The 16,251-nt window shown below is 43.9% G+C and carries 15 protein-coding genes; 14 read left to right on the top strand and 1 reads right to left on the bottom strand.

The features are described from left to right. Positions 1 to 108 precede the first annotated feature (108 nt). The 3 genes from prpF (at position 109) to AC5YCI_RS08080 (ending at position 3,257) form a co-directional block, all read left to right on the top strand. Positions 109 to 1,299 carry a 2-methylaconitate cis-trans isomerase PrpF gene (gene prpF / locus AC5YCI_RS08090; protein ID WP_496129318.1) on the top strand — a complete coding sequence of 397 codons (1,191 nt, stop codon included), beginning with the start codon at positions 109 to 111 and terminating at the stop codon, positions 1,297 to 1,299. A gap of 77 nt (positions 1,300 to 1,376) precedes the next feature. Beyond that, a complete protein-coding gene (locus tag AC5YCI_RS08085) occupies positions 1,377 to 2,285 on the top strand; it encodes a GGDEF domain-containing protein (RefSeq protein ID WP_496129319.1) in 909 nt (302 codons plus the stop codon). Positions 2,286 to 2,357: 72 nt separating this feature from the next. Further along, positions 2,358 to 3,257 carry a polyprenyl synthetase family protein gene (locus AC5YCI_RS08080; protein ID WP_496129320.1) on the top strand — a complete coding sequence of 300 codons (900 nt, stop codon included), beginning with the start codon at positions 2,358 to 2,360 and terminating at the stop codon, positions 3,255 to 3,257. A gap of 58 nt (positions 3,258 to 3,315) precedes the next feature. Here AC5YCI_RS08080 and AC5YCI_RS08075 read toward each other — a convergent pair whose 3' ends face one another. After that, a complete protein-coding gene (locus AC5YCI_RS08075; protein ID WP_496129321.1) occupies positions 3,316 to 3,672 on the bottom strand; it encodes a hypothetical protein in 357 nt (118 codons plus the stop codon). 636 nt (positions 3,673 to 4,308) lie between these two features. Here AC5YCI_RS08075 and AC5YCI_RS08070 point away from each other — a divergent pair. From AC5YCI_RS08070 to nuoL, 11 genes are all read left to right on the top strand, one after another. Further along, the gene (locus tag AC5YCI_RS08070) at positions 4,309 to 4,857 is read left to right on the top strand and encodes an NADH-quinone oxidoreductase subunit A (RefSeq protein ID WP_496129322.1); all 549 of its coding nucleotides are present in this window, start codon (positions 4,309 to 4,311) and stop codon (positions 4,855 to 4,857) included. Positions 4,858 to 4,863: 6 nt separating this feature from the next. Then, the gene (locus tag AC5YCI_RS08065; protein ID WP_496129323.1) at positions 4,864 to 5,544 is read left to right on the top strand and encodes a NuoB/complex I 20 kDa subunit family protein; all 681 of its coding nucleotides are present in this window, start codon (positions 4,864 to 4,866) and stop codon (positions 5,542 to 5,544) included. A 90-nt stretch (positions 5,545 to 5,634) separates the two neighbouring features. Then, positions 5,635 to 7,419: an NADH-quinone oxidoreductase subunit C/D gene (gene nuoC / locus AC5YCI_RS08060; protein ID WP_496129324.1), complete on the top strand. Its 1,785-nt coding sequence runs from the start codon at positions 5,635 to 5,637 to the stop codon at positions 7,417 to 7,419. A 14-nt stretch (positions 7,420 to 7,433) separates the two neighbouring features. After that, on the top strand, positions 7,434 to 7,943 hold the full coding sequence (gene nuoE, locus AC5YCI_RS08055; RefSeq protein ID WP_122899213.1) for an NADH-quinone oxidoreductase subunit NuoE: 510 nt from the start codon (positions 7,434 to 7,436) through the stop codon (positions 7,941 to 7,943). Next, positions 7,940 to 9,271 (top strand): NADH-quinone oxidoreductase subunit NuoF, encoded by a 1,332-nt coding sequence (nuoF, locus tag AC5YCI_RS08050; protein ID WP_496129325.1) that lies wholly within the window; start codon positions 7,940 to 7,942, stop codon positions 9,269 to 9,271. The genes nuoE and nuoF overlap by 4 nt, the downstream gene beginning before the upstream one ends. Before the next feature lie 11 nt (positions 9,272 to 9,282). Next, entirely contained in the window at positions 9,283 to 11,964 is a 2,682-nt protein-coding gene (gene nuoG, locus AC5YCI_RS08045; RefSeq protein ID WP_496129326.1) for an NADH-quinone oxidoreductase subunit NuoG, read from the top strand. 3 nt (positions 11,965 to 11,967) lie between these two features. Next, positions 11,968 to 12,969: an NADH-quinone oxidoreductase subunit NuoH gene (gene nuoH, locus AC5YCI_RS08040; RefSeq protein ID WP_122899219.1), complete on the top strand. Its 1,002-nt coding sequence runs from the start codon at positions 11,968 to 11,970 to the stop codon at positions 12,967 to 12,969. 16 nt (positions 12,970 to 12,985) lie between these two features. Further along, the gene (gene nuoI, locus AC5YCI_RS08035) at positions 12,986 to 13,528 is read left to right on the top strand and encodes an NADH-quinone oxidoreductase subunit NuoI (protein ID WP_122899221.1); all 543 of its coding nucleotides are present in this window, start codon (positions 12,986 to 12,988) and stop codon (positions 13,526 to 13,528) included. Beyond that, positions 13,528 to 14,046 (top strand): NADH-quinone oxidoreductase subunit J, encoded by a 519-nt coding sequence (gene nuoJ, locus AC5YCI_RS08030; protein WP_496129345.1) that lies wholly within the window; start codon positions 13,528 to 13,530, stop codon positions 14,044 to 14,046. The genes nuoI and nuoJ overlap by 1 nt, the downstream gene beginning before the upstream one ends. Then, positions 14,046 to 14,354 carry an NADH-quinone oxidoreductase subunit NuoK gene (gene nuoK / locus AC5YCI_RS08025; RefSeq protein ID WP_496129327.1) on the top strand — a complete coding sequence of 103 codons (309 nt, stop codon included), beginning with the start codon at positions 14,046 to 14,048 and terminating at the stop codon, positions 14,352 to 14,354. The genes nuoJ and nuoK overlap by 1 nt, the downstream gene beginning before the upstream one ends. After that, positions 14,351 to 16,246, top strand: coding sequence for an NADH-quinone oxidoreductase subunit L (nuoL, locus tag AC5YCI_RS08020; protein ID WP_496129328.1), 1,896 nt, complete (start codon positions 14,351 to 14,353; stop codon positions 16,244 to 16,246). Before nuoK ends, nuoL begins: the two co-directional genes overlap by 4 nt. Positions 16,247 to 16,251: the final 5 nt, after the last annotated feature.

Here is a 16,251-nt window from a genome sequence, read left to right as displayed (position 1 = left end):
GATTTTTTATACTTAAGTCCTAAGACAATGTCATTGCAAGCAAAAAGCAGTATTCTTAACGCAAGCAGGGTGACTGCCAATAACAATGATGAAAAGGATGAAATAACAATGACTTTTGCCCCACAAATTAAAATTGCTTCAACCTATATGCGTGGTGGAACCAGTAAGGGCGTGTTCTTTAAACTCGACGATTTACCTGAAGCTGCGCAAGTGCCGGGGCGGATTCGTGACCAAATTTTACTCCGTGTCATTGGTAGTCCAGACCCTTATGGGAAGCAAATTGACGGTATGGGTGGGGCAACCTCGAGTACCAGTAAAACGGTGATTTTGGCCAAAAGTAGCCAAACCGATCATGATGTTGATTATTTGTTTGGGCAAGTGTCTATTGATCAAGCATTTGTGGATTGGAGTGGCAACTGCGGCAACTTAACCGCAGCAGTAGGCGCGTTTGCGATTAGCAATGGTTTAGTGGATGCCGATAAAATTCCTGAACATGGCATCTGTACCGTGAAAATTTGGCAAAAAAATATCAGCAAAACCATTATTGCGCATGTGCCAATCAGCAATGGTCAAGTCCAAGAAACCGGTGATTTTGAACTCGATGGTGTAACTTTCCCTGCGGCAGAAGTACAAATTGAATTTTTAGATCCAGCCGATGATGGTGAAGATGGGGGTGCCATGTTCCCTACAGGTAACTTGGTGGATACATTTGAAGTGCCTGAAATTGGTACATTCCAAGCTACATTTATTAATGCCGGTATTCCAACCATCTTTATGAACGCTGAAGATTTAGGTTTTGAGGGTACTGAGTTACAAGATGCGATTAATAGCGATGCTGCAACCTTAGCGCGTTTAGAAACCATTCGTGCTTATGGCGCTAAATACATGGGCTTAATTGATGATGTAGCTGAAGCAACAAAACGTCAGCATACGCCAAAAATTGCCTTTGTAAGCAAACCTAAAGCTTATATCACCTCAAGTGCTAAGCAGTTGACAGAACATGACTGTGATTTACTGGTGCGTGCCTTGTCAATGGGTAAACTACATCACGCCATGATGGGTACAGCAGCGGTTGCCATTGGTACAGCAGCAGCAATTCCGGGTACTTTGGTCAATTTAGCTGCAGGTGGCGGTGAACGAGAAGCGGTGCGTTTTGGACATCCATCAGGGACTTTACGTGTGGGTGCGCAGGCCATTCAAGAAAATGGGCAATGGGTAGTGAAAAAAGCGGTCATGAGTCGTAGTGCCCGCGTTTTGATGGAAGGTTGGGTACGTATTCCGCAAGATACCCTTAACTAAAGAAAAAATTTCAATCCAACTCAACCTTTGTCCTAAATTTTGTTAGCATGCAACTTGGACAAAGGTTGTGTGATGGTATGTTAGTAACGGATTTTGAAGACTATTCCTTGCAGCAATTGCAAGGTTTAATCCACGTTTTACCGGTCGCCGCTGTATTATTAGCGCCCGATGCAAAAGTGCTGGCGGCCAATCAACATTATGCAGATTTTTTTCTGAAGCCTTTCTCTGAGGTAGTTGGACGTTATTTACAACAGATTGATCAGTCTTGTTATCAATCCTATTGCAATGACCTAAGAATTTTAAGGCAAGGGCAAGCGCTACAACCTTTTGAGCATGTATTTGCAGGGCGCGAGCATCGTTTAAGCTTTCAACCTTATTATGCCAAGCATGATCTTACGGCAGTATTGGTCTGTGCGGTCGATGTCAGTGATTTAACTGCTAAACAGCGCCAACTCAAACAATCTAATCGGCATTTAAAACAGCAACTCGATCGTGATGAACTCACAGGTCTTGCGAGTCGCCATGCCTTTGCACAAAAACTGCAGCAACATAATGCATTGACTGTGGCGATTTTGGATTTAGATAATTTTAAAACATTAAATGACCAATATGGGCATGTTTTTGCTGATCGTGTCTTAAGCCAATTAGGAAAATTATTACGACGTTTGAGTCAAGAATATGCTTGGCCCAGCATGTACCGGATTGGGGGTGAAGAATTTGTGATTTTATTTGAGCAGCAGCACTTAGCAGAAGCGTGCCAGATTGTAGAACAGATTCGACAAGCGGTATTGTCTTTAAATCAAGAGTTTGCACTCGCCAATAACGATATTTCAATTTCAGCTGGGGTGGCTGAAGTTGCGTCTGCTCATACAGTGATTCATGCTTTAGAGCAGGCTGATCAAGCCATGTATACGGCTAAACAACAGCTTAAAAACAGTGTGTATTACTATCAGCATGCTGAATTTTATCGTTACCATGCTCTTTAAACTTGGATGCATCTCGGCGCAGAACACAGTATGATGTGCCGTGCAATCCTAACTTCTTGATTCGAGGCGAAAGTGTCCCTTCAGCAAAACAATGCACTGATATCCGCACAGCAACAAATTCAACAAGATCTCATGACCACCTTGCAGGCTTTTGCACTGCCAGAACCTTTAAAAGCTGCGGTGCATCATGCGGTGATGTTAGGTGGGAAACGTGTTCGCCCTGCGTTGTGTTATGCCACAGCTGCCTTAAACCCGAATCAAAACTTTGCCGCAGTACGCCGTGCAGCAGTTGCCATTGAACTCATACATTGCTACTCACTGGCGCATGATGATTTGCCATGTATGGACAATGACCTGTTGCGTCGCGGTCAGCCGACCTGTCATGTGGCATTTGGTGAAGATACGGCGTTATTAGCAGGCGATATTTTGCAATCGATGGCTTTTGAAGTGTTGGGCAGTCGTTTGTTTGATCAAGCTCAGGCGGTGGATCAAGGCATTGTGCTCAAACAAATGCAAATTCTTGCCACAGCAAGCTCAAAAATGGTCTGTGGTCAAGTGTTAGACTTACAAGCTGAGGGGCAACAGATTGACCAAACTGCCTTAGAAAATATTCATCGCAATAAAACTGGTGCTTTAATTTCCGCAGCGATTATGCTGGCAGCAGTCACGGTGTTTAAAGGCACTGATTTAGCGATTCCAAAACTACGTGAATATGCACAAGCCATTGGCTTAGCGTTCCAAGTGCAAGATGATATTTTAGATATTATTGCTGATACCGAGCAATTAGGAAAAACTGCAGGCAAGGATCAGCAAGTCGAAAAGTCGACTTATCCTGCATTAATGGGCTTACAACAAGCACAGGCGTATGCACAGCAATTGCATGATCAAGCCTTTGCTGCATTACAGCATTTTGAAACCGGTGCTGAGCAGTTACGCAGTATCTCAGAGTTCCTACTGCATCGTAAAAGTTAAGCGAAATGCATCAAGCAGGCACCTTGCCTGCTTTTTTAGCGCTATCATAAACTCGATGTTACTCGTGCAAAGTGGCATCCGGTGGAATAATCGGGCGGCCATTACGCAGTGCAGTCACGGCAGCGGGATCAAAATCAATCAGTAATTTATTTTCTTTGCCATCAATTTCATAGCGTCGAATCAGCTTCTGATCACCGTCTAAGGTTTCAACTTGATATTCATCTGCAATGTTCATAATGCCATCTAAATTGGTTGTGGCAGAGGCCATATCTTGATGGAATAACTCATAAATATCACGTAAGTCAAAACTCGCATTGTTATTGTCAGGATGCTTTTGCACGTAATTTTGAATATGACGAATAATTAACTGGGCAAATAAGAAATAATCCGGTTTATGGGTAAATGCCAAGCTCATGTCTTTACTCCTTATTTTGATCTGTTTTTGTTGTGGGCTTAATACAAATAGCATGACCTGCATAAAAAAACAGCAAAGGTTGCAAAAACAAGACAAAAGGTCAGCTGGCTTAACTGACACAAGAGCGAGGTGGGCAACAGCTTGAAATCAGATTTAGTTGTTTAGAAAAACAACATGAAAGCTAACGGCCTATTCATGAGTTTGAAAGTGAAAAAAAACATCCGCCTAGACAGAAAAATAGCATTTAAATTTTGTCACCTTGTTGCTTGATCACTAGAAATTTATATCAGTGAGACGATTTTGATAATAACAGCCTCACAGTTAGTTTTTGTTTTTTATGATTTCTTGCAAGCAATCGCTATTTTTACAGTCAATACATCAACATAGATTTTTGAAAAAAATAATAAGCTTAACGCTTTTAATTTAATAAACCGATTAAGTGCGACTACAAGGCACTTAAGCGCGCAAAAACGCTTAAGTGGTTAAAAAATCATCCAAAAGACTAAGGCCGATAAGCTAGCAAGTGAAATCCAAAATCAGGTACAATTGGCGGGATTAATTTTGTGTTTGGTGTATTTGAAGGCCAATACATACATTCTTTGTTAATAAATTAGGCCTGCCAGGAGTTATCCCCGCATGAGTGCCATTACTCCATACGAATGGGCAATTATTGCCTTCGTGATCGGCGTTACATTTCTTTGCGTCTTTATGCTCACTGTCCCATTACTCCTCGGGGGTAAATCATGGGGTCGTGCTAAGCAGGAGCAATTTGAGTCAGGTGTTGTAGGTGCAGGTGGTGCACGTATTCGCTTGTCGGCAAAATTCTATTTGGTGGCAATCTTCTTCGTTGTATTTGACTTAGAAGCATTGTACCTCTACGCATGGTCCGTTTCGGTTCGTGAAGTAGGTTGGGTAGGTTTTGCAACTGCAGCTGTATTTATTTTAGTTTTACTTGTTGGTTTGATTTACGAATTTTCAACTGGCGCACTGAACTGGGCACCTTCTGATAAACGTAAAGCAGCAGGGATTAAACCTAAAATTGGTTCACCAAATATGGACCTTGCAGAAATTACACGCTTTAACTCAATTGAAGAATTGGTGACTGACCCTACAGGTCAAATCCCAGCGCAATCCTCTGGTCGTGTGAAACAAAAGTCACCGGCTATATCATCTGACAAGGAGTAATACGGGATGAAATATACCTTAACCCGTGCGAATCCGGATGCTGACCAATATCCACTTCAAGAGCGTATTGTCGTAGAAGACCCGCTTTTACAAGAAGAAGTGAATAAAAATGTGTTTATGACTCGTTTAGAGGACGTAGCACATACAGCAGTAAACTGGGGTCGTAAGAACTCAGTTTGGCCGTTTAACTTTGGTACATCTTGCTGCTACGTAGAGTATGCAACAACATTAACCGGCGTGCATGACTTGTCACGTTTTGGTGCCGAGGTTATTCGTGCTTCACCACGTCAGGCCGATTTGATGATTGTGGCTGGTACGTGCTTTATGAAAATGGCACCTGTAATTCAACGTTTGTATGAACAAATGCTTGAACCAAAATGGGTCATTTCAATGGGTGCTTGTGCCAACTCAGGCGGTATGTACGACATCTATTCAGTTGTACAAGGTGTGGATAAAATTATTCCAGTGGATGTTTACATCCCAGGTTGCCCACCACGTCCTGAAGCATTAATCCAAGCATTAATGCTATTACAAGACCAAATTCAATTAGAGCGCCGTCCACTTTCTGCGGTGATTGGTGATGATCTTAAGCCAATTTATAAGCCAAAGATGATGCCAGAACGTGACCGTAAGAATGAACAGCGTATGGCTGTGAAAAACTTGCGCTCTATGGATGAAATTAAATAATTTAAGCGACAAGATTTTTGTTTACACCCGTTATGGGTGTTGTTGTCGTTTAGGTTTGAATGAATTTGTATTAAATAGGAAGCCAAGCCAATGGCTGAAGACATTGCTATGCCAGGATCAACACCAATTGATCCACGCCCAGCATTTGCAATTGTAGAAGAGCTCAAAACCAAATTTGGTGAGAACTTTTACGTGCAAACGACTTTTGAGGATTTCCCAACAGTCTGGGTTGAGCGCGCACGTGTACAAGAAGTTTTAATGTTCTTGCGTACAGTGTCACGTCCTTACGTGATGTTGTTCGACTTGTCTGCGGTAGATGAGCGTTTACGTACTCACCGCGACGGTTTACCTGCGTCTGACTTTACTGTGTTCTATCACTTGTTATCGCTTGAGCGTAACACGGACATTCGTATTAAAGTTGCGTTGAATGAGAATGACATTAACATTCCTACAGCAACCAACATTTGGCCAAACGCCAACTGGTACGAGCGTGAAGCTTACGATATGTTTGGTATCAATTTCGAAGGGCATCCAATGCTGCGTCGTATTTTGTTACCAACCTATTGGGAAGGTCACCCGCTGCGTAAAGAATATTCAGCGCGTGCCACTGAATATACCCCGTATATGCAGAACCAAGCGAAACAGGACTACGAGCAAGAGCACTTACGTTTTGTGCCTGAAGATTGGGGTCTAAAACGCGGTAATGATGACGAAGACTTCATGTTCCTAAACTTAGGTCCGAACCATCCATCTGCGCACGGTGCATTCCGTATTGTTTTGCAGTTAGATGGTGAAGAAGTTAAAGACTGTGTGCCGGATATCGGTTATCACCACCGTGGTGTGGAAAAGATGGCTGAACGTCAAACTTGGCATTCATTCATTCCGTATACAGACCGTGTCGACTACTTAGGTGGTTGTGCACAGAACATGCCTTATGTACTCGGTGTTGAGCAAATGGCAGGGATTACCGTTCCTGACCGTGCACAATGTATCCGTGTCATGATGTCTGAATTGTTCCGTATTAATAACCACTTATTGTTTATTGGTACCGCAATCCAAGATGCTGGTGGTATGACCCCTGTATTCTATATGTTCGCTGACCGTCAAAAAATCTATGACGCGATTGAGGCGATCACAGGCTACCGTATGCACCCAGCGTGGTTCCGTATTGGTGGTACAGCACACGACCTTCCAAACAACTGGCAACATTTAATCCGTGAAATCTTGGATTGGATGCCAAAACGTTTGAAGGAATACCATACTGCAGCGCTGAAAAACTCTGTATTTATTGGTCGTACCCGTAATGTTGCGCAATACGATGCAAAATCTGCATTGGCTTGGGGTGTAACAGGTACAGGTCTACGTGCGACAGGGATTGACTTTGACGTGCGTAAATATCGTCCGTATAGCGGCTACGAAAACTACGACTTCGAAGTGCCACTAGAGTACGAAGGTGATGCTTACGCGCGTGTGATGGTTCACTATCGTGAGATTGAAGAATCATTAAAAATTATCAAGCAATGTCTTGATAACATGCCGTCTGGTGCGTACAAAGCGGATCATCCATTGGCTGTTCCACCACCAAAAGATAAGACATTACAAGATATTGAAACCTTGATTACGCACTTCTTAAGCGTATCTTGGGGTCCTGTAATGCCAGCAGGCGAAGCGTCTGTAATGGCTGAAGTGGTTAAAGGTGCATCGAACTACTACTTGACTTCAGACAAGTCAACCATGAGTTACCGTACCCGTATTCGTACACCAACCTTCACACATTTACAGCAAATGCCTTCTGTGATTAACGGCAGCTTAATGTCTGACTTAATCATTTATTTAGCGACCATTGACGTCGTAATGGCTGACGTGGATCGCTAAGGGGTAATCGCATTATGATGATTTTGACTGATAAAAAACCACGTGTGAATGTTGAAGGGATTTTGACAGCTGACGAAATTCATGAAATTGAACATCACATTGGTCACTACCCGTACCCACGTGCAGCGTGCTTAGATGCGCTCAAATGTGTACAACGCCGTAATGGCTGGGTAGATGATGCGCAAATGAATGCCATTGCACAAATGCTTTCAATGAGCGTGGCGGATTTAGAAGGTGTTGCAACGTTCTATAACCGTATTTACCGTCAACCTGTAGGCCGCAATGTCATTTTATTATGTGACTCAATTGCGTGCTTCTTAATGGGGGCGGAAACTTTAGCAGAAGCGTTCCAACGCGAGCTTGGGATCCAGTTTGGTCAAACTACAGCGGATGGTCGTTTCACGATCTTACCAATTTGCTGTTTAGGTAACTGTGACAAAGGTCCAACTTTGATGATTAATGAAGACACTCACGGTTTAGTGGATGTTTCTTCAGTGAAACAGTTATTGGAGAAGTATGTATGAATACTGAACCAAAACCGATTTACGGCGACGGTAACCCAGAAACTCACCCATTAACGTGGCGTTTAAGCAAACAGGAAGCTGTGCGTAGTGTAGATGACTACGAAGCACTTGACGGTTATGCAGGCTTTAAAAAAGCCCTTTCAATGCAACCGAAAGAAGTTTTAGATGTTGTAAAAGCTGCAACGGTTAAAGGCCGTGGTGGTGCAGGTTTCCCAGCAGGGATCAAATGGTCGCTGATGGCGCCAAACGATAACTCTGGCCCGCGTTACTTAATTTGTAATGCCGACGAAATGGAACCAGGTACCTTTAAAGACCGTTTGTTGATGGAAAAACTTCCTCATCAATTGATCGAAGGTATGTTGATTGCAGGCTATACCTTAGAAGCGACTCACGGTTATATCTTTATCCGTGGTGAGTACATCGAAGCTGCAAAATACTTAAATGAAGCTTTAGAGCAAATTCGCGCTAAAGGTTATTTAGGTGACAACATCTTAGGTACAGGTTGGAACTTTGAGTTACACGTGCATACTGGTGCGGGTCGTTATATCTGTGGTGAAGAAACTGCATTGATTAACTCGCTTGAAGGTCGCCGTGCGAATCCGCGTACTAAGCCACCATTCCCGCAAGTTGCTGGTGCTTGGGGTCGTCCTACGATTGTCAACAACGTAGAGACTTACAATAACTTACCGGCAATTATGCTACGTGGCCCTGAGTGGTATGTTGGTTTATCACAAGGTAAATCAAAAGATCCAGGCACAAAAATTTACGGTGCTTCAGGCAAAGTAAAATTCCCAGGTCTGTGGGAACTACCTTTTGGTACGACTGCACGTGAAGTGATTGAAGATCACGCGGGTGGCATGAAAGATGGCTTAAAGCTTAAAGCATGGTTACCAGGCGGTGCCTCAACTGACTTCTTAGCAGCTGAACACATTGATCTTCCTATGGATGCGGAAAGCATCATGAAAGCAGGTTCACGTTTGGGTACCTGTTTGCTCATGGTGGTTGATGAAACCCAATGTATGGTTTCAGCAACACGTAACTTAGAAGAATTCTTTGCGCGTGAATCATGTGGTTTCTGTACCCCTTGCCGTGATGGTTTACCTTGGGCGGTGAAAGCGCTAAAAGCACTTGAAGATGGTACTGGTAAGAAAGAAGATATCGATCATTTACAAGAGCTTACGCGTAAGCTTTGGATTGGTAAAACTTTCTGTGCACATGCTCCTGGTGCAATGGAGCCGCTTATGGGCGCACTCAAATATTTCCGTCATGAGTTTGAAGCGAAAGTCGTTGATGCGGCCGCTAAAACTGCTGATGTAAAACAAGCTTAAGGAATTCGACTATGGCTACAATTCATGTCGATGGCAAATCGTACGAAGTCAATGGCTCAGAGAACTTGCTACAAGCATGTTTGTCTTTGGGTATTGATATTCCGTACTTTTGTTGGCATCCATCCTTAGGTTCTGTCGGTTCTTGCCGTCAATGTGCTGTGACACAATACGCGAATCCTGAAGATACGCGTGGTCGTCTGGTGATGTCATGTATGACACCGGCTGCTGACAATACCTATATTTCGATCGAAGACAAAGAAGCAAAAGATTTTCGTGCGTCAATCGTTGAGTTCTTAATGACCAACCACCCACACGACTGTCCAGTGTGTGAAGAAGGTGGTCACTGTCATTTACAAGATATGACAGTAATGACTCAGCATGACCGTCGTCGCTATCGTTTCACCAAACGTACGCACTACAATCAAGAGCTTGGCTCATTCATTTCACACGAAATGAACCGTTGTATCGCATGCTACCGTTGTGTTCGTTACTATAAAGACTATGCTGGTGGTACAGACTTTGGCGTGTATGCCAACGCATCGCGTGTCTACTTCGGTCGTCCAGAATCAGGGACTTTAGAATCTGAATTCTCGGGTAACTTAACTGAAGTATGTCCAACTGGTGTATTCACCGACAAAACTCACTCAGAACGCTACAACCGTAAATGGGACATGCAGTATGCGCCAAGCGTATGCCAAGGCTGTTCTTCAGGTTGTAACATCTCTCCGGGTGAACGTTATGGCGAACTGCGCCGTGTAGAAAACCGTTTCAACGGTGAAGTTAACCAATACTTCCTATGCGACAAAGGCCGTTTCGGTACAGGTTATGTGAATAACGCGGATCGTCCACGTCAACCACAATTCCGTTCAGGTGCCAACGTGACTACAGTTTCTGTAGATACAGCGCTTGATACTGTAATTGCAAATATCCAAGGCAAAAAAGTCTTAGGTATTGGTTCACCACGCGCATCACTTGAATCGAACTTTGCGTTACGCGAATTAGTCGGTCAAGCGAACTTCTCTACAGGTATGTCGCAAAAAGAACAAAACCTTGTGGAGTTAGCAGCTTCTATCATGCAAACAGAGGGTGTTTATAACCCGAATATGCGTGAAATCGAAAGCTACGATGCGGTGTTGATCTTAGGTGAAGACTTAACCCAAACTGCGCCTCGTATCGCTTTATCTGTTCGCCAAGCTGCGAAAAATAAAGGCAAAGAGATGGCGGCTGAGCGCCGTACGCAAGAATGGTTGGCTGAACCTGTACAACGTATTGCACAAGATGCGAAATCTCCGATTTACATTTTAGCTGCAACACAAACACGTTTAGCTGACGTAGCTGAAGGCGAAGTGGTTGCTTCTCCAAACGACATCGCGCGTTTAGGTTTTGCCATTGCTGCAGGCGTAAAAGGTGAAGCAATTACAGGTCTTGCTGACGATGCCAAAGCATTTGCACAAACCATTGCCGATACCTTAAAAGCTGCGAAAAAGCCGTTAATCATCTCTGGTACAAGTTTACAAGACGCATCAATCATGGAAGCTGCTGCACAAGTTGCACAGAATCTGGGTAATGCAGGTCTAACATTGACTGTTCCTGAAGTGAACTCAATGGGTATGGCTATCTTGGGTGGTAATAGCCTTGAGCAAGCATTTGCACAAGACTTTGATACTTTAGTGGTTGTAGAAAACGATTTATATCGTCGTTTACCAGCGGCTCAAGTCAATGCTGCATTCGCTAAAGCGAAAAACATCATTGTGCTTGATCACTCAGAAACTGAGACGGTTAAACAAGCGGATATCGTACTTTCTGCAGCATCATTTGCTGAAGGTGATGGTACTGTCGTTTCTCAAGAAGGCCGTGCACAACGTTTCTACCAAGTGTATGACCCAAGCTACTACAAACCAGAACTTGCGATCAAAGAATCTTGGCGCTGGATCCACGCGATTGAAACTGGCGTGAAAGGCAAAGCGATTGCTTGGACAGTACTTGATGACGTGATTGAAGCGGTTGCCAAAAACGTACCGGCTCTTGAAGCAATTCAAGATGTTGCACCAGATGCGGGCTTCCGTGTTCATGGTTTAAAAGTTGCGCGTGAACCACGTCGTTATTCTGGTCGTACTGCAATGCGTGCGCCATTATCGATTCATGAACCAAAACAACCAACAGACAAAGACTCAGCATTAACATTCTCGATGGAAGGTTATGTGGGGAATCAAACACCAGCAGCATTAGTACCGTTTGCGTGGTCTGCAGGTTGGAACTCACCACAAGCTTGGAACAAATTCCAAGAAAACGTGGGCGGTTCATTAAAAGGTGGTGATTCAGGCGTTCGTTTATTCGATCGTTTAGCAAAACGTCCAGCGCGTACTTTCGTGGCACCAGCACCTGTGCTTGTGAATGCAGAAAGCTTCCGCCTTGTACCAATGCACCATATCTTTGCTTCAGGCGAATTTACAGTGAAAACACCTGCGATGGAATCACGTATTCCTGACGCAATGTTTGCTGTAGGTGAGCAAGATGCTGCACGCTTGAATGTTCAAGACGGCCAAAAAATCACCGTGAAAGCGGGCGAGACTGAAGTTGTTCTACCTGTTCAAGTGATTGAATATTTACCTACAGGTTACATTGGTTACCCAGTCGGTCTTGCACCTACGGTATCTCTTGCAGAGCCTGTTTCAGTCAAGGCTGGAGTGTAATTCATGGAACAAGAATTAATGCGTCAAACGCCGCTTTGGGCTGAGAACTGGCCAATTGCGTACTCAGTAGTGCAAGCCATTGCCATTTTATTGGTGGTGGTATTAATTGCTGCGTTGATGTCTTTTATTGAACGTCGTCTTTTAGGTCTTTGGCAAGACCGTTACGGTCCTAACCGTGTCGGTCCAGGTGGTATTTTCCAGATCGTTGCCGACATGCTGAAAATCATGTTCAAAGAAGACTGGACACCTAAATTCGTAGACAAGTTAACTTTCCGTATGGCACCAGCAGTTGCAATGGCAACTGCGGTGTTATCGTTCATGGTTATTCCGGTAACACCTTATTTAGGTGTTGCGGACATGAGCATCGGTCTATTGTTCTTTATGGCAATGGCAGGTATTGCTGTGTATGCAGTGTTATTTGGTGGTTGGTCATCAAACAACAAATATGCATTACTCGGTGGTCTACGTTCTGCAGCGCAAACCATTTCGTATGAAGTGTTCTTGGGGATCTCGTTAATGGGTGTGGTGGCAATTGCTGGCTCATTCAACTTACGTGAAATCGTAGAAGCACAGCAAGACGTATGGTTTGTGATTCCTCAATTCTTAGGCTTCATGATCTTTGTCGTGGCAGGTGTTGCGGTTACGCATCGTCATCCATTTGACCAACCAGAAGCAGAGCAAGAATTGGCAGAGGGTTACCACGTCGAGTATGGCGGTATGAAATGGGGTATGTTCTTCGTTGCCGAATACGTAAACGTAGTGCTGATTTCAGCATTAATCGTGACTTTATTCTTTGGCGGCTGGTTAGCTCCATTTGGTCTGGATTTCCTTCCACCATTATTCTGGTTTGTGATTAAAACAGCATTCTTTGTAATGATGTTTGTATTGGCTCGTGGTTCTTTAATGCGTCCACGTTATGACCAAGTCATGAACTTCGGTTGGAAAATTTGTTTGCCATTAACGCTAGTTAACTTGCTAGTTACTGCTGCTGTAGTGTTGTGGTAAGGGCAGGGAGAACAAAATGTTTAAATTTCTAGCTGGGGTCGGGTCGGTTGTACGTAGCTTGTGGATGGTTTTCTCACATGCAACACGTAAACGTGACACCATTTTATATCCAGAAGTGAAAGCTGAAGACATCGTACCACCGCGTTTCCGTGGTCGTATTGTGTTAACACGTGACCCAGATGGTGAAGAGCGCTGCGTTGCGTGTAACCTCTGTGCGGTTGCCTGTCCTGTTGGCTGTATTTCACTGCAAAAAGCAGAACACGAAGATGGTCGTTGGTACCCAGAGTTTTTCCGTATCAACTTCTCACGTTGTATCTTCTGCGGTATGTGTGAAGAAGCATGTCCTACGACTGCAATTCAGTTAACACCTGACTTTGAGTTGGGTGAGTATGTACGTCAAGACTTAGTCTATGAGAAAGAAAACTTACTCATTTCAGGTCCTGGTAAATATCCTGACTATAACTTCTACCGTGTAACAGGTATGGCTGTTGCAGGTAAAGACAAAGGTCAAGCACAGCGCGAAAGTAAGCCTGTTGATGTACGGAGTCTATTACCATGATGTGGCCGTTTTATTTGATGGCACTTGTGGCCATCGTCTCTACGATTCGTGTTGTGACCAACGCGAATCCCGTTCATGCTTTATTAAGCTTGATCGTGTCATTACTTGCTGTCGCCGGTATGTTTATGATTGTGGGTGCGCCGTTTGCGGGTGCACTTGAGATCATCGTATACGCAGGTGCGATCATGGTTTTATTCGTCTTCGTTGTGATGATGCTTAACCTTGGTCAAGCGACTGTAGAACAAGAACGTAAGTGGTTAACATCTGATGCTTGGGCATATCCGGCATTGATGTGTTTCCTGATGGGTCTTGTCCTAGTATGGATGTTAGGTTCTGAGTACAACGTTGCTGGTCCGCTGATGGGTACTGAAATTGTCGGTCCTAAGGCTGTGGGTATTGCACTCTTTACCGAATACTTACTCTTGGTTGAAATTGCTGCCATGTTATTGCTTGCTGCTTTAGTGGCTGCATTCCATATTGGTAAGCGTGAGCCAGGTGCAGAAGAGGACAAACAATAATGGGCAACATCCCTTTAGAACACGGTCTAATCGTCGCATCTATTCTTTTTGCACTGGGTTTTTACGGTGTAATGGTACGACGTAACTTACTATTTGTATTGATGAGCCTTGAAGTCATGATGAATGCGGCAGCACTTGCTTTCGTATTGGCAGGCAGTGCTTGGGCACAGCCAGATGGCCAAATTATGTTCATCTTGATCTTAACGCTTGCTGCTGCAGAGGCGTGTATCGGTCTTGCGATCGTCCTTCAGTTCTACCATCGCTTCCATCACTTGGATGTGGATGCTGCTAGTGAGATGCGCGGATGAGTTATTTATATTTAACAATTTTATTCCCGCTCATTGGTTTTGTCCTATTAGCAGCGGGTCGCCACAAGCTTCCTGAAACGGTTGCAGCCATTATTGGTGTGGGTGCGGTAGGTCTATCTGCATTAGTTGCTCTAATTGCAGGCATTGACTTTGTGAACAACGGCAAAGAGTTATATATCCAACATCTTTGGACGTGGTTTAATGTCGGCGGTTTTGCCCCAGGCATTAGCTTACAATTAGATGGTTTATCATTACTCATGCTGGGCATGATCACAGGTGTGGGTTTCTTAATTCATATCTTTGCATCATGGTACATGCGTGGTGAACAAGATTTTGCGCGTTTCTTCTCGTATTTCAACCTCTTCGTTGCGAGCATGTTATTGCTGGTATTAGGTGACAACTTAGCGTTGTTATTCTTAGGTTGGGAAGGCGTAGGTCTATGTTCTTACCTGTTAATTGGTTACTACTACCAAACACCATCTAACGGTTTAGCGGCAATTAAAGCCTTTACTGTGACACGTGTTGGTGACGTATTCTTATTAATCGCATTATTCTTGCTTTACCAACAGTTTGGCACTTTGAATACACAGTACATCGTAGAAAACGCGGCGACTGTGATGACACAAAGCTCGTCAATTACGCTTTGGACTGCATTAATGTTGTTCTTAGGTGCGGCAGGTAAATCAGCGCAGATTCCACTACAAACTTGGTTAGCAGACGCAATGGCAGGTCCTACACCTGTATCTGCGTTAATCCATGCTGCAACAATGGTTACAGCGGGCGTTTACCTGTGCTGCCGTTTGTTTACAGTATTCGAACTTGCCCCAGAAGTGATGATGTTTATCTCAATCACAGGTGCTGTGACATTACTTGTAGCTGGTTTTGCTGCATTGGTACAAACTGACATTAAACGTATTTTGGCTTACTCAACCATGAGTCAGTTAGGTTATATGTTTATGGCAGTGGGTGCTGAAGCATACCAAGCGGGTCTATTCCATATGCTGACTCACGCATTCTTTAAGGCATTATTATTCTTGTCTTCTGGTGCAGTGATTCTGGCGTTCCATCACGAACAAAACATTTTCAAAATGGGCGGCTTGTTCTACAAGAACAAATTCCTATTTGCATGTTTCGCGATTGGTGGTGGTGCCTTAGCAGCAATTCCATTCTTAACGATTGGTTTCTTCTCAAAAGACGCGATCTTAGCCGCTGTTTGGACACAAAGTCATTTAGCAGGCTTACCAGTTTACAATACGCTTTACTGGGTCGGTGTAGCAGGTGCATTCTTAACCTCTATTTATACTTTCCGTTTAATCTGGATCGTATTCTTTGGCAAAGAGAACACGCCTTACCACGAAATTAAAGGTGTAACGTATTGGGCTCCACTTGCGATTCTTGCTGTACTTTCAACAGGTCTAGCAATCGTACTGAAAGCACCAGTGATGAGCATTCTTGATGCAGCAAAAATTCCAGCATTCGTGATTCCTGAAAACTTAGTTGCAGGTGCACATGGTGCAGAATACATCGCAATTGCGGTGGCATTGTCTGGTCTTGCTGTGGGTGTGGTGTTATTTGCCTTTGCTTATAATGCTGTGAAGGGCTTTGCCAATACTTCAATTGGTTCAGGTCTTGCAAATATCTGCCGTAACGCACTGGGTTTTGATGCGCTATACGACATCATCTTTGTTAAACCCTACTTATTGATTGCTAAAATGTTAGGTCGTGATCCAGTTGATGGCGTGTGGTTACTACTTCCTGCGCTCGTTCGCGGTGGTCATAGCTTCACAAGTTCACGTCAAACGGGTTCATTACGCGATTACGCTGCGAGCATGGCATTAGGTATTATTGTACTTCTAATGATCTTGATCGTGACTCAGATCGTGGGGAAATAAGATGG

Source organism: Acinetobacter sp. CY17, from assembly GCF_059515825.1.
The sequence above is the reverse complement of the archived record's forward strand: the minus strand, read 5'-3'. Positions and strand labels throughout refer to the sequence as shown.